Genomic DNA, 13254 nt, shown 5'->3' on the forward strand with positions numbered 1-13254 from the left:
TCTTTTGCCCCAACCGCCGGGGTTCAGCCGTAGAACTGGCCGCCGTTCACCTCGATCACCTGCCCGGTGACGTAGCCGGCCAGCCGGGTCGAGGCGAGGAACAGGTAGGCGCCGACGCAGTCCTGCGCGGTGCCCAACCGCTTCAGCGGGATGCGTGCCGCGGTCTGCGCCAGCTTGTCCGGGGTCGAATAGCGCTCGTGGAAGTCGGTGGCGATGGTGCCGGGGGAGACGGCGTTGACGCGGATGCCATGGGGCGCCAGTTCCGTCGCCAGCGACCGGGCGAGGCTGGCCTGGAACGCCTTGGCCGCGCTGTAGAGCGACGATCCCGGGCTGCCGCCGGTCCGGCCGGAGATCGAACCGGTGTTGACGATGGCGCCGCGCGACTCGATCAGCGCCGGCAGCGCCGCCCGGCTCGCCACCACGGCGGAGGCGGCGTTCAGGTCGAACTGCCGCTGCAGGAAGTCGTCGTCGATGTCGGCCAGCGCCACCCGGCCCAGCATGGTGCCGGCGTTGTTGATCAGCACGTCCAGCCCGCCCAACGCCGCCACCGCGCCGGCCACCACGGCGCGGGTCGCCGCCTTGTCGGCGAAGTCGCCGGCCAGCGGCACGACGCCGTGCCCCATCGCCGCCGCCGCGGCCCCGACCGCCGCCGGATCGCGGCCGTGGATGGCGACCCGGGCGCCCAGATCGGCGAAGGCCGCCGCCACCGCCGCGCCGATGCCCCGGCTGCTGCCGGTCACCAGCACCCGCTTGCCCCGGAACTCCCGCGCCAGCAGGTCGGCCGGCCAGCCGGCCTCGTTCTGGTTGGCATTGGTCTGATGAGTGTCGGTCATGGCGCCTTGCCCCCTTCGTCGCGTTCGGTTTCGAAAACCGCGCTGATTGTTCGTGTTCCAATCCGATCATAGGAGCCGCCCGTCGGAAGCGTCAATGCGGGCGGCGTCCGGTCGGCGCACCGCCGAGATTGTTGTGCCGGGACGAATAGAGTTGTCGGAACTCGTGGATTTATCCGCCGGGCAGAAACGCTTAACTCTTTCTTCACGGCCGACGCTCCCCGGCGCCGGTCGAGTACCACCCTCCAGCCCCGCCCCGCGCCCGGCGTCGTTCCCCCCGACGCCGGGCGCACCCCCGCGGAGGCTCGGCATCAGGATAAGGACACCATCATGTTTGTTCGCACCATCGCCGCCGTCGCGCTGTCCGTCGCCGCCATGACCGCCGGCTCCGCCATCGCCGCCCAGAGCGACAGCTTCGACCGCCTGCTGGCCGACACCACGGCCGCCACGGCCCAGGCCAACGCCATCACCGCCGAGCGCACCGAACGCGACGCCGCCCGCACCGCGCTGAGCGTCGCCCGCTCGCTGGCCGCCCAGGGCGACACCGAATCCGCCACCGCCTACCTGAACTTCGCCCGCGGCAAGCTCGGCCTCGGCACCACCGGGCATGACGACGTGGTCGGCCTGTCGGCCTCGGGCGACGTGGTCGGTCGCAGCGACGCCATCGCCTCGCACAGCTCCTACCGCTGACCGACCCGTTCCTGATCGTGCCGCGGGCGCCCGCCCTTTCTTCACGCCGGGGGCGCCGCGCGGCACGCAGGAGCTTCCACCCCGCCATCCCGCGGGCTATGTAGGCGGGATGAACACCGACAGCGACTTCGAAATCTTCATGGTGGCCACCCCCGGCCTGGAATCCGTACTGTGCGCGGAGGCCCAGGCCCGCGGCTTCACGAACCCAACCCCGGTCAAGGGGGGCGTGACGGTCAGCGGCGGTTGGCCCGATGTCTGGCGGGCCAATCTGGAGATGCGCGGGGCGACCCGCATCCTGGCCCGCGTCGCGTCCTTCCGCGCCTTCCATCTGGCCCAGCTCGACAAGCGGGCTCGCCGGGTTCCCTGGGCCGAGTTCCTGCGCGCCGATGTGCCGGTGCGGGTCGAGGTGTCCTGCAAGGGCTCGCGCATCTACCACGCCGGCGCCGCCGCCCAGCGCATCCAGCGCGCCATCGCCGAGGAGCTGGGCGCCCCGATCATCCGCGAGGCGCCCGAGGTGGGCGAGCCCGGCGTGTCGATCAAGGCCCGCATCGACGACGACCTCTGCACCATCAGCGTCGACAGCTCCGGCGAGTCGCTGCACAAGCGCAACCACAAGGAAGCGGTCAACAAGGCGCCGATGCGCGAGACGCTGGCCGCCCTGTTCCTGCGCCATTGCGGTTACGACGGCAGCGAACCGCTGGTCGACCCGATGTGCGGCTCCGGCACCTTCCCGATCGAGGCCGCCGAGATCGCCGCCGGCCTGAAGCCCGGCCGCTCCCGCAGCTTCGCCTTCGAGCAGCTCGCCGGCTTCGACCCGGCGGCCTGGCAGAGCCTGCGCAGCAGCGGCACCGTCACGCCGCCGACGGTGCGTTTCTACGGCAGCGACCGCGACGCCGGCGCCATCACCATGAGCCGCGCCAACGCCGAACGGGCCGGCGTGTCCGCCTGGACCGAGTTCCGCCAGCATTCCGTCAGCGACCTCGTCGCGCCGGAGGGCCCGCCCGGCCTCGTCATCGTCAACCCGCCCTACGGCGCCCGCCTCGGCACCGACCGCAAGGCGCTGGTCCCGCTGTACCACGCGCTGGGCCAGACCCTGAAAAACGGCTTCACCGGCTGGCGCGCCGCCGTCATCACCAACGAGCCGTCACTGGCCCAGGCAACCGAACTGCCCTTCGGCGACGGCGGCGTGTCGGTGTCGAACGGCGGCCTGCGGGTGACGCTGCATCTGACGGGGGCGCTGGGGTAGGATGAGCCTGTCCCGCCATATCCCCCCAGGCGCGCGTCACGCCATGGGGGACTTTATGGATACGCGCCTTTGACCACCGCCATGACGGTGTCGCGGAGCCAGCGATGGGCGGGATCGGCGTCCAGGCGAGGATGCCAAATTGCCGATATGCTGAACTCGGGCGTCGGGACCGGCGGTTCGAAGCTCTCGAGTCCCAGAATGGCGGCGTGATCGGCCATCAGGGCGTTGCCGAGGCACGAACGCGGGACGAGCGCGACCAGTTCCGAGCAGCGCGCGATCCGCATCGCATCGGGATACCCTGGAACGACCAGGGACACCGTGCGCTTCAGGCCCAATCCCTCCAGGGCATCGTCCACCGGTCCATGGAACTCTCCCCGCCGTGACGCGACGACATGGCTGCAGGCCGCATAGCGTTCCGGTGTCACGCGTCCGGTTTCCAGAAGCGGATGCCCAATCCGGGCAACCCCGACAAACCGGTCCCGGAAAAGCAGCTGGGTCCGCAGTTCCGGCGCCGAGGTTCCCAGCACGCCGATCTCCAGATCGATCAGCCCCTCCCGAAGCGGCTGTGCATCCTTGTCGGGCTTCAGCACGAACCGGAGGCGGACATGCGGCGCCGCTTTGGTGACCGCCGCCACCAACGGAGCCGAAACCAGTTCGACGAACCCCTCGCCGGCGCGAATGGTGAAGGTCCGATCGAGCGACGCCAAATCCAACCGGTTGGTGGTGGGCCGAAGAACCGCCACGGCGTCCCGGGTGAGCGCATGAACGCGCCGGCCCAGCTCTTCGGCATAGGGGGTGGGGGCGAGGGTACGACCGGCCTGCACCAGCAACGGATCACCCGTCGCCGAGCGAAGCCGCGCCAGCGTCCGGCTCATGGCGGACGGGCTCAAGCCAAGCCGTCGGGCCGCTCCCGTCACACTGCGTTCGGTGAGCAGGGCATCCAGCGCAATGAGGAGATTCAGATCCACCTGCTGCATGGCTGTGGGACTCTCCATGAACGCGCCTTGGTGTGGCGTCTCATGCAAACATCTATTGCATCATGTGCGTCTGGCGCAAGCCGGCGCGATTTGCCACATCAGGGGCCGACCTCATCAGCAAAAGGCAGCGGGCCCATGCCCCTCTCACCCACCCATCAGCGTCGCCGCACCATCTTGCTCATTGGCGCTTCACGCGGCCTCGGCCATGCCATGGCGGCCGAATTCCTGAAAAAGGGATGGAACGTCGTCGGTACGGTGCGCGGCGGAGGAACGCGGACTTTGCTGCACGATCTGGCGGACGAGTATGACGGCCGGGTCGAGATCGAAACCCTGGACATCTGCGAACCCGATCAGATCGCGGCGCTGCACGGCCGCCTGTCCGGCAGAGTGTTCGACATGTTGTTCGTCAACGCCGGGATCACCAACCGGGATCCGACCCAGACGATCGGCGAGGTTTCCACCGACGACTTCGTCCAGGTGATGATCACCAATTCTTTGAGCCCGATGCGCGTTATCGAGAGCCTGGAGGGCAACGTTTCCGCGACGGGCCTGATCGGGGTGATGTCGTCCGGCCAAGGAAGCATCACCAACAACGAAACCGGCCAGCGGGAGGTCTATCGCGGCAGCAAAGCGGCCCTGAATATGTTCATGCGAAGCTTCGCCGCCCGCCAAGCCGCGACGTCGCGTGCGATGGTGGTGATGGCGCCGGGTTGGGTTCGCACCGCCCTCGGTGGCTCGGAAGCACCGCTCTCCATGGACGAGAGCGTTCCCAACCTGGTGAATGTCCTTCTCGCGAAGCAGGGAAAGCCGGGCCTGGAATATCTCGACTATCGCGGCCGAACCGTTCCCTGGTGACCTGTCCAGGCCATGCGAACTGGGGGAAACCGAGATAGCCTGCCAGCGTTCGGGCTTGCACGCAGCAAGCTGGGGCTGCGGCCTGTATCCGGAACGGGAGCTGTGTGTATCGGAAGATGGCGTCCCCAAGGGGAGTCGAACCCCTGTTACCGCCGTGAGAGGGCGGTGTCCTAGGCCTCTAGACGATGGGGACGTCTGGTCCCGATGCTTGATTCGCGACGGTGGAGGCTTGCCACCGGTCGCGCGACCCAACCGCAAAAAGGTTGGCGTCCCCAAGGGGAGTCGAACCCCTGTTACCGCCGTGAGAGGGCGGTGTCCTAGGCCTCTAGACGATGGGGACGTCATCGGCGTGGGCGGGTTTCTAACCAAGCCCGGCCCGCCGATCAAGCCTTTTCTTACAGAGCGCGCAAAATAGCCAGCAGCCCGTCCACCGCCGACGCCGGGGTGTCGAAGGCGGTGACGAAGCGCGCGGTGCCGTCGTCCCAGCGGTAGAAGCCGTAGCCGGCGGCCTCCAGCGCCTCGGCGGCGGGGGCGGGCAGGCGGACGAACAGCTCGTTGGCCTCGACCGGGTGAGCCAGGGCGACGCCGGGCAGCGCGGTCAGGCCGGCGGCCAGACGGTCGGCCATCGCGTTGGCGTGGGCGGCCAGCCGCAGCCACAGCCCGTCGTCCAGCCATGCGTCGAGCTGCGCCGACAGGAAGCGCATCTTCGACACCAGATGGCCGGCGCGCTTGCGGCCATAGCCGAAATCCTCGGCCATCGCCGGGTTGAAGAAGACCACCGCCTCGGCGGCGAGGCAACCGCCCTTGGTGCCGCCCAGCGTCAGCACGTCGACCCCGGCGCGCCAGGTGACGTCGGCCGGGGCGCAGCCCAGCCGGGCGATGGCGTTGGCGAAGCGGGCGCCGTCCATATGCACCGCCATGCCGTTGGCGTGCGCCGCCTCGACCAGCGCCTCGACCTCCGCCGGGCGGTAGACCGTCCCGGCCTCCGTCGCCTGCGACAGGCTGAGGGCGGCCGGCTGGACCCGATGGACGACGCCGACGCCGGCCTTCGCCACGCAGCGCGTCACCACCTCCGGCGTCAGCTTGCCGTGGTCGCCCGGCAGCGGGACCAGCTTGCCGCCGGCGGTGAAGAACTCCGGCGCGCCGCACTCGTCGACGGTGACGTGGGCCTCCTCGTGGCACAGCACGGCGCCGAAGGGCGGCACCAGCGCCGACAGGGCGAGCGCGTTTGCGGCGGTGCCGGTGGCGACCGGGAAGACCGCGACCTCGGTTTCGAAGATCGCGCACAGCCGCTCGGTCACCCGGGCGGTCCAGGGATCGTTGCCGTAGGGGGCGGCGGTGCCGGTGGCGGCGGTGGCCAGCGCGGTCATCACCTGGGGCGCGGCGCCGGCGACGTTGTCGCTGCGGAAGTCATGCATGACGGGGTGTCCTGGTCAGGGAAGGGGCTTGCCGGCGGTGATGGTGGCGGTGACGGCGCCGTTGCGCGGGTCCATCAGATAGAGCCGGTCCGGCCCCTGCGGCAGCGTCACCTTGAACAGGACGCGGTTGCCCACCACCAGGATGTCGCCGATGCGGGCGCCGGCGGGGACGTCCAGCGTCACCTCGGCAGCGCGTTCGGGCTCGACCGGCACCATCGCCGTGAGGGAGCTGCGGTTGGGCGCCGACATGCGCTTGTACAGCTCCACGCCGAGAAAGCTGAAGCCGGCGAGGATCAGAACGCCCATGATGACGACGAGTGCCTTGAGGATCTGCACGGTTTGGGGTCCACTCCCGGACGATTGAAACAGGATTGCCTTGGATTAGGGAAGACGGCCGCAAGAATGCCCGAAGTGACCCCCGAAGCTACGCCGGCGCCCGGCGCCTCCACGCCGCTGGTCTACACGGTTCCCGATGCGGCGGCCGGCGAGCGCCTGGACAAGGCGCTGGCCGCCGGGCTGCCGGACCTGTCCCGCTCGCGCGTGCAGGCCCTGCTGGAACAGGGCTGCGTGCGCGAGGCCGGTCGGACGATAACGGACCCGTCCCTGAGGGTCAAACCCGGCCAGACCTTCACCCTGCGGGTGCCCGACGCCGAACCGGCCGAACCGCAGGCCCAGGACATCCCGCTGGACGTGGTCTACGAGGATTCCGACGTGCTGGTGCTCGACAAGCCGGCCGGGCTGGTGGTCCATCCGGCCGCCGGCAACCCGGACAGCACGCTGGTCAACGCGCTGCTGGCCCATTGCGGCGACAGCCTGTCCGGCATCGGCGGGGTGCGGCGGCCCGGCATCGTCCACCGGCTGGACAAGGACACCAGCGGCCTGATGGTGGTGGCCAAGAACGACCGCGCCCACCACGGCCTGACCGAGCAGTTCGCCGACCGCACGCTCAGCCGCACCTACCTGGCGCTGGTCTGGGGCGTGCCCAACCCGAAGCAGGGCCGGATCGAGGGCGCCATCGGCCGCAGCAGCGCCGACCGCAAGAAGATGGCGGTGGTCACCGGCGGCGGCAAGCACGCCGCCACCCGCTACCGCGTGCTGAAAAGCTTCGGCCAGGCGGCGGCGCTGGTCGAATGCGTGCTGGAAACCGGGCGCACCCACCAGATCCGCGTCCACATGACCCACATCGGCCACCCGCTGGTCGGCGATCCGCTGTACGGCCGCGGCCGTTCGTCGCGGCCGGGGGGCAAGCACGCCTCGACCCTGCCGGAACCCGCGCGCAGCCGGCTTGTTGAATTTCCCCGTCAGGCGCTGCACGCGGCGGCCCTGACCTTCCGGCACCCGGGAAGCGGCGAGGTTGTGGAGTTCCGCTCCCCAATGCCGGCCGATATTCATGAACTACTTGTCACCTTGGAGACGTTTTAATTCGGTACACCGGGAAATGTTTCTTGGGTAGACTCACCGTCAATGGCGAGGTTCCGCCGCCCGCTCATTGCGAGGGGCCTGTGGAACCCGCGCTGAAGAGCGGCTGCGCGCACGCGATTGTTTCGCGGGCACGCCGGCCGTCGGAGAGGGGTTAGAGTCATGGCGACGGCGTCCAACGTTCCGGCGATCGGGTCCGAAAGCAACCTGACCCGCTATCTCCAGGAAATCCGCAAGTTCCCGATGCTGGAGCCGGAGCGGGAGTACATGCTGGCCAAGCGCTGGCAGGAGCACGAGGATTCCGGCGCCGCCCACCAGCTCGTCACCAGCCACCTGCGCCTGGTCGCCAAGATCGCCATGGGCTATCGCGGCTATGGCCTGCCGCTGTCGGAGCTGATCTCCGAAGGCAATGTCGGGATGATGCAGGCGGTCAAGCGCTTCGACCCCGACCGCGGCTTCCGGCTGGCGACCTACGCGATGTGGTGGATTCGCGCGGCGATCCAGGAATACATCCTGCACAGCTGGTCGCTGGTGAAGATGGGCACCACCGCCGCCCAGAAGAAGCTGTTCTTCAACCTGCGCCGCCTGAAGGGCCAGATGCAGGCGATCGAAGAGGGCGACCTGTCGCCCGAGCAGGTCAACGCCATCGCCACCAAGCTGGACGTGCCGGAGCAGGACGTCGTCAACATGAACCGGCGCCTCGCCAGCCCCGACCACTCGCTGAACGCGCCGCTGCGCGCCGACAGCGAGGGCGAGTGGCAGGACTGGCTGGTCGATGAGACGGCCAACCAGGAGATCACGCTGGCCGACCGCGAGGAGCTGGGCAAGCGGCGCACGCTGCTGACCGGCGCCATGTCGGCGCTGAACGACCGCGAACGCGACATCCTGACCGAACGCCGCCTGCGCGAGGTGCCGACGACGCTGGAGGACCTGTCGCAGAAATACGGCATCAGCCGCGAGCGCGTCCGCCAGATCGAGGTCCGCGCCTTCGAAAAGCTGCAGAAGGCGATCAAGACCGCGGCGATCGAGCAGAAGATGGCGAGCGACGCGTAAACGCCCCTCACGGCCCCCGGCCGCCGCCGACCAGGCGCAGGCGGCCGGCGGGGGACAGCTCCGGCAGGATGGACAGGACGGTTTCCTCGGTCAAATCGCCGATCTGGCGGCGCTTGGCACGGGCGGCCTCGGTCGCGCTGCGCAGGGTCTGGGCATCCACCGGGTCGGATTGCAGCAGCGTGCGCACCCGCTGGCCGGTGTCGCGATACTCCTGGCTCAGCGCTGCGTAGCGCGGGCGCAGCGGTTCGAAGGCGGCGCGCAGCCGCCGGGCATCGTCCGCCGACAGGTCGGGCGCCACCCGCTCGACAAAGCGGTCGGGCATCGGCTGGTAAGGTGGCGGCGGCGGATGGCGCACCATCGCGATCAGCATCGCCCCCAGAAACAGGTTGAGGGCCAGCGAGGCCAGCGCCAGCGTGCGCAGCCCCGGACGCGGCAGGACGCGCGTTGCGGTGAAGCCGGCCATCGGGGCTCTCCTCATCGGGATTCTCCGTCGAACAGCGTGGCGACGTCGTCGCTCAGCAACGCCACGGCTTGGCCGCCCGGCGGGGGCGCCGGCCCGCTCCAGCCGCTGGTCAGGGTGCCGGCCAGCCAGCCGAGCGTCAGCAGCGCCACGCACAGGCCGGCCGCCGTCCGCCGCGGCATCCGCCCCAGCAGCAGCATCACCAGCGTGTCCTGCGGCCGGCCGCGCGCCGCCGCGCCCACCGCCGACAGCAGGCGGGCGACGCGCGCCTCATCCACCGCGGACAGGGGGCCGGACAGCAGGCGGTCGAAGGACAGCGCCGCGGCCTGCGCGGCGCGCAGCGCCGGCGAGCGGGCCAGCGCGTCCGCCGCAGCGGCGCGCAGCTCGGCCGGCCAGCGTTCCGGCTGCGCACCGAAATCGTCCAGATGGCGGAGGAACTGCTCGTCGGTCATGGCTTCCCCCTTCATGCGACGGTCTCCCCCGCCCCAAGCTCCCCGGCCAAGGCGGCCTTCAGCGCGGCCCGCGCCCGCGCCAGCAGCGAGGCGAAGGCGCCCTCGCTCATCGCCAGCACCTCGGCGGCCTGACGCAGGCTCAAGCCCTCCTGGTGGAACAGCACGACCGCGGCGCGCTGGCGGTCGGGCAATGCTGCCAGCGCCCGGTTGACCTGATCGGCGGTCTGGCGCGCGGCGATGCGGGCGAGCGCGTCGGGCGCGTCGTCGGCCGGGTCGCCGGCCTCCTCCAGCGGCGACCAGCCGGGGCGGCGGCCGCGATCGATGGCGAGGTTCACCACGATGCGGTAGAGCCAGGTGGTGAAGGCCGAGCGGCCGGCGTCCCAGCGGGCGGCGTGCTGCCACACCCGCAGGAAGGCGTCCTGGGCGATCTCGTCGGCGTCGGACGGGTTGCCGGTCAGGCGCTGGGCCAGCGCCACGGCACGGCGCATGTGGCGGGCGGCCAGCCGGTCGAAGGCGGCGGCGTCGCCGCCCGCCACCCGCGCCATCAGGTCACCGTCGCTGTCGCTGGCCTCGATCACCGGGGTTCCGCTCATGCCGTGGGCGAGAACTATGCCCAACAGGTGGGAGGGGTGCCAGTGTGGTGAAATCCCCCTCTCCCCGGGGGGGAGAGGGGATCTTGCGGGGGGCATGAAAATCGCTGCACATGTCAGGACCGCGTCCATCGCCGCCCCCTATTCCGCCGGCGCGGCGATGGCGTGCCGACGCCGGCGCCGCAAGGCCAGCCGTTCCAGCGTCAGGTAGACCACCGGCGTGGTGTAGAGCGTCAGCATCTGGCTGACCAGCAGGCCACCGATGATGGCGATGCCCAGCGGCCGGCGGATCTCGCCGCCGGTGCCGTAGTCGAAGGCCAGCGGCACCGCGCCCAGCAGGGCCGCCATCGTCGTCATCATGATCGGGCGGAAGCGGACCAGCCCGGCCTCGCGGATCGCCTCCAAGGGCGACAGACCGCGCTCGCGCTCCGCCTCCAGGGCGAAGTCGATCATCATGATGGCGTTCTTCTTGACGATGCCGATCAGCAGGATGATGCCGATCAGCGCGACGATCGACAGGTCGTAGCCGGTCAGGATCAGCGCGACCAGCGCCCCCAGCCCGGCCGACGGCAGGGTCGACAGGATGGTCAGCGGGTGGATCAGGCTCTCGTACAGCACACCCAGCACGATGTAGATGGTGATCAGCGCCGCCAGGATCAGCAGCGGCTGGCTCGACGCCGACTGCTGGAAGGCGCGCGCGTCGCCCTGGAAGCCGGCGCGGATGCTGGCCGGCATGCCGATGTCCTCCGCCGCGCGCTGGATCAGCTCGGTCGCCTGGGACAGCGAGACGCCGGGGGCGAGATCGAAGGTCAAATTGGCGACCGGGAAGCCGCTCTGGTGCTGGATGCTGGCCGCCTGGTTGGCGATGGCGACGCCCGCCACCGCCGACAGAGGCACCATGCCGCCGCGCCCCGGCACATAGATCGCCTTGAGGTCGTCGGGGCCGAGCGCCTGCTTCGGGTCGACCTCCAGCACCACCTTGTGTTGGTTCTGCATCAGGTACATCGTCGACACCTGCCGCTGGCCGAAGGCGTCGTACAGCGTCGCCTCCAGCGCGCTCAGCGACACGCCGAGGCGCGAGGCGGCGTCGCGGTCCACCACCACGTTGGCCTGGATGCCGCCGTTCTGGCGGTCGTTGGCGACGTCGACCAGCTCCGGCAGGGTGCGCATCTTGTCGACCAGCTTCGGCGCCCACTCGTTCAGCGCGCCGATGTCGGCGTCCTGCAGGCTGTAGCGGTACTGGCTGCGCCCCTGGAAGCCGCCGACCCGGATGTCCTGCACCGGCATCAGGAACAGCTGCACCCCCGGCACCCGGCCGCCGCGCTGGCGCAGCCGCTGGGTGACGGTCGGCAGGTCCTCGCGCTCGCCCGACGGCTTCAGCGCGATGAAGATCTGGCCGGAATAGGTGCCGCCCGGCCCGCCGCCGCCGATGGTGCCGCCGACGCTCGCCACCGCCGGGTCGCCGGCCACCGCGTCCTGCAGCGCGCGCTGCCGCGTCACCATCGCCTGGAACGAGATGTCCGGCGGCGGGTCGCTGAAGCCGATCAGCAGCCCGGTGTCCTGCTGCGGCACGAAGCCCTTCGGCACCTGCCCGTAGAGCCAGACGCTGACCCCGACGATGGCGACGGTGACCGCCAGCATGGTGCGCCGGTGCGCCAGCACCCAGTCCAGCCCGTCGGCGTAGAGCCCGAACAGGCGGTCGCCGACCCAGGCGATGGCGCGGGCGACGCGGCCGGGGGCCTTGCGCTCCGCCTCCGGCGTCAGCAGATGGGCGCACATCATCGGCGTCAGCGTCAGCGACACCACCGCCGACACCGCGATGGCGACCGACAGCACCACGGCGAACTCGCGGAACAGCCGGCCCTGGATGCCGCCCATGAACAGGATGGGGATGAAGACCGCGACCAGCGACAGGCTGATCGACACCACGGTGAAGGCGACCTGCCGGGCACCCTTCACCGCCGCCTCGAAGGGCCGGGCGCCCTTTTCGATGTGGCGGACGATGTTCTCGATGACGACGATGGCGTCGTCCACCACGAAGCCGACCGAGATGGTCAGCGCCATCAGCGAGAAATTGTCCAGGCTGTAGCCGACGACCCACATCACCGCGAAGGTGCCGGCCAGCGACAGCGGCACCGCGGCGGCCGGGATCACCGTCGCCCACAGCCGGCGCAGGAACAGCGCCATCACCATCACCACCAGCGCCACCGTGACCGCCAGCGTCTTCTGCACGTCGTCGATGGACGCGCGGATGGTCGGGGTGCGGTCGGTGCGCACCGACAGGGTGACGCCCGGCGGGATCCAGCCGCGCAGGGTCGGCAGCTCCGCCCGGATCAGGTCGACCGTCTGCACCACGTTGGTGCCCGGCTGCTTCTGGATGTTGATCAGCACGGCGCGCTGGCCATCCTGCCACGCGGCGGTGCGGCTGTTCTCCGGCGCCTCGATCACGCTGGCGACGTCGCCCAGCCGGATGGTGGCGCCGTTCTTCTCGGTGACGATCAGCCGGCGGTAGGCATCGGCGCCGAACAACTGGTCGCTGGCGCCGATCGCCCAGGACTCGAAGGTGCCGTCGAAGCTGCCCTTGGGGCTGTTGGCGTTGGCCTGGGAAATGGCGCTGCGGACGGCTTCCAGGCTGACGCCCATGTTGGCCGCGGCGGCGGCGTCGACGCGGACGCGGACCGCGGTCTTCTCCGCCCCGTTGATGGAGACCTGGGCCACCCCCTCGATCTGGCTCAGCCGCTGGCCGATGACGGTGTCGGCCAGCGTGAACAGTTCGCCCGGCGGCAGGGTGGTGGAGGTCATCGCCAGCGTCATCACCGGCGCGTCGGCCGGGTTGATGCGCCGCATCTTCGGCGGGCTCGGCAGGTCGGCCGGCAGGTCGCCGCCGGCCGCGTTGATGGCGGCCTGGACGTCGCGCGACGCCGCCTCGACGTCGCGGTTCAGGTCGAACTGCACGACGACGGCGGTGCTGCCCAGCTTGCTGTTCGACGTCATCTCCGACACGCCGGCGATGCGGGCGAGCCGCCGCTCCAGCGGCGTGGCGACCGACGCCGCCATGGTTTCCGGGCTGGCGCCGGGCAGCGCGGCGGTGACGACGATGGTCGGGAACTCCACCTGCGGCAGCGGCGCCACCGGCAGGAAGCGGTAGGCGACCATGCCCAGGATCATCAGCCCGACCATCAGCAGCGAGGTGCCGACCGGCCGCCGGATGAAGGGGCTGGAGAGCGAGAGCCGCGAGGGCGTTTCGTTCGGAAGCGCCATGGC

13 protein-coding genes and 2 tRNA genes are annotated in these 13254 nt (G+C 70.4%); 5 read left to right on the forward strand and 10 right to left on the reverse strand.

The genetic code is table 11. The features are described from left to right. Positions 1-23 precede the first annotated feature (23 nt). A complete protein-coding gene (locus TSO352_RS19330) occupies positions 24-833 on the reverse strand; it encodes an SDR family oxidoreductase (RefSeq protein ID WP_109108901.1) in 810 nt (269 codons plus the stop codon). A gap of 327 nt (positions 834-1160) precedes the next feature. On the opposite strand from TSO352_RS19330, the gene TSO352_RS19335 reads away from it, so the two are divergent. Next, complete coding sequence (locus TSO352_RS19335; protein ID WP_109108902.1) at positions 1161-1520, forward strand: hypothetical protein; 360 nt, start codon at positions 1161-1163, stop codon at positions 1518-1520. Between the two features lie 109 nt (positions 1521-1629). Further along, positions 1630-2766: an RNA methyltransferase gene (locus tag TSO352_RS19340; protein WP_109108903.1), complete on the forward strand. Its 1137-nt coding sequence runs from the start codon at positions 1630-1632 to the stop codon at positions 2764-2766. Positions 2767-2819: 53 nt separating this feature from the next. Here TSO352_RS19340 and TSO352_RS19345 read toward each other — a convergent pair whose 3' ends face one another. Then, a complete protein-coding gene (locus TSO352_RS19345; protein WP_109108904.1) occupies positions 2820-3743 on the reverse strand; it encodes a LysR family transcriptional regulator in 924 nt (307 codons plus the stop codon). Positions 3744-3878: 135 nt separating this feature from the next. On the opposite strand from TSO352_RS19345, the gene TSO352_RS19350 reads away from it, so the two are divergent. After that, on the forward strand, positions 3879-4598 hold the full coding sequence (locus tag TSO352_RS19350; RefSeq protein ID WP_109108905.1) for an SDR family NAD(P)-dependent oxidoreductase: 720 nt from the start codon (positions 3879-3881) through the stop codon (positions 4596-4598). Between the two features lie 117 nt (positions 4599-4715). On the opposite strand, the gene TSO352_RS19355 is transcribed toward TSO352_RS19350, so the two are convergent. The 4 genes from TSO352_RS19355 to TSO352_RS19370 all read right to left on the reverse strand — a co-directional run bounded on the left by TSO352_RS19355 (position 4716) and on the right by TSO352_RS19370 (position 6352). After that, positions 4716-4791 (reverse strand) — tRNA-Glu (locus TSO352_RS19355). A gap of 71 nt (positions 4792-4862) precedes the next feature. After that, positions 4863-4938 (reverse strand) — tRNA-Glu (locus TSO352_RS19360). 55 nt (positions 4939-4993) lie between these two features. After that, positions 4994-6016 carry a beta-eliminating lyase-related protein gene (locus tag TSO352_RS19365; RefSeq protein WP_109108906.1) on the reverse strand — a complete coding sequence of 341 codons (1023 nt, stop codon included), beginning with the start codon at positions 6014-6016 and terminating at the stop codon, positions 4994-4996. A gap of 15 nt (positions 6017-6031) precedes the next feature. Further along, positions 6032-6352 (reverse strand): hypothetical protein, encoded by a 321-nt coding sequence (locus tag TSO352_RS19370; RefSeq protein ID WP_109108907.1) that lies wholly within the window; start codon positions 6350-6352, stop codon positions 6032-6034. Positions 6353-6418: 66 nt separating this feature from the next. Between TSO352_RS19370 and TSO352_RS19375 the strand changes: the two genes are divergently transcribed. Beyond that, positions 6419-7438 (forward strand): RluA family pseudouridine synthase, encoded by a 1020-nt coding sequence (locus TSO352_RS19375; RefSeq protein WP_109108908.1) that lies wholly within the window; start codon positions 6419-6421, stop codon positions 7436-7438. 159 nt (positions 7439-7597) lie between these two features. Next, positions 7598-8488, forward strand: coding sequence for an RNA polymerase sigma factor RpoH (gene rpoH, locus TSO352_RS19380; RefSeq protein WP_109108909.1), 891 nt, complete (start codon positions 7598-7600; stop codon positions 8486-8488). A gap of 7 nt (positions 8489-8495) precedes the next feature. Here the strand turns inward: rpoH and TSO352_RS19385 are convergent, their stop codons facing one another. The 4 genes from TSO352_RS19385 to TSO352_RS19400 form a co-directional block, all read right to left on the reverse strand. Then, a complete protein-coding gene (locus TSO352_RS19385; protein WP_109108910.1) occupies positions 8496-8951 on the reverse strand; it encodes a periplasmic heavy metal sensor in 456 nt (151 codons plus the stop codon). Positions 8952-8962: 11 nt separating this feature from the next. Beyond that, a complete protein-coding gene (locus tag TSO352_RS19390; protein WP_109108911.1) occupies positions 8963-9415 on the reverse strand; it encodes a hypothetical protein in 453 nt (150 codons plus the stop codon). Beyond that, positions 9412-9993 (reverse strand): RNA polymerase sigma factor, encoded by a 582-nt coding sequence (locus TSO352_RS19395; RefSeq protein WP_247872265.1) that lies wholly within the window; start codon positions 9991-9993, stop codon positions 9412-9414. The genes TSO352_RS19390 and TSO352_RS19395 overlap by 4 nt, the downstream gene beginning before the upstream one ends. 138 nt (positions 9994-10131) lie before the next feature. Next, positions 10132-13251 carry an efflux RND transporter permease subunit gene (locus TSO352_RS19400; RefSeq protein ID WP_109108912.1) on the reverse strand — a complete coding sequence of 1040 codons (3120 nt, stop codon included), beginning with the start codon at positions 13249-13251 and terminating at the stop codon, positions 10132-10134. Positions 13252-13254: the final 3 nt, after the last annotated feature.

The organism is Azospirillum sp. TSO35-2 (assembly GCF_003116095.1).
GTDB lineage: Bacteria > Pseudomonadota > Alphaproteobacteria > Azospirillales > Azospirillaceae > Azospirillum.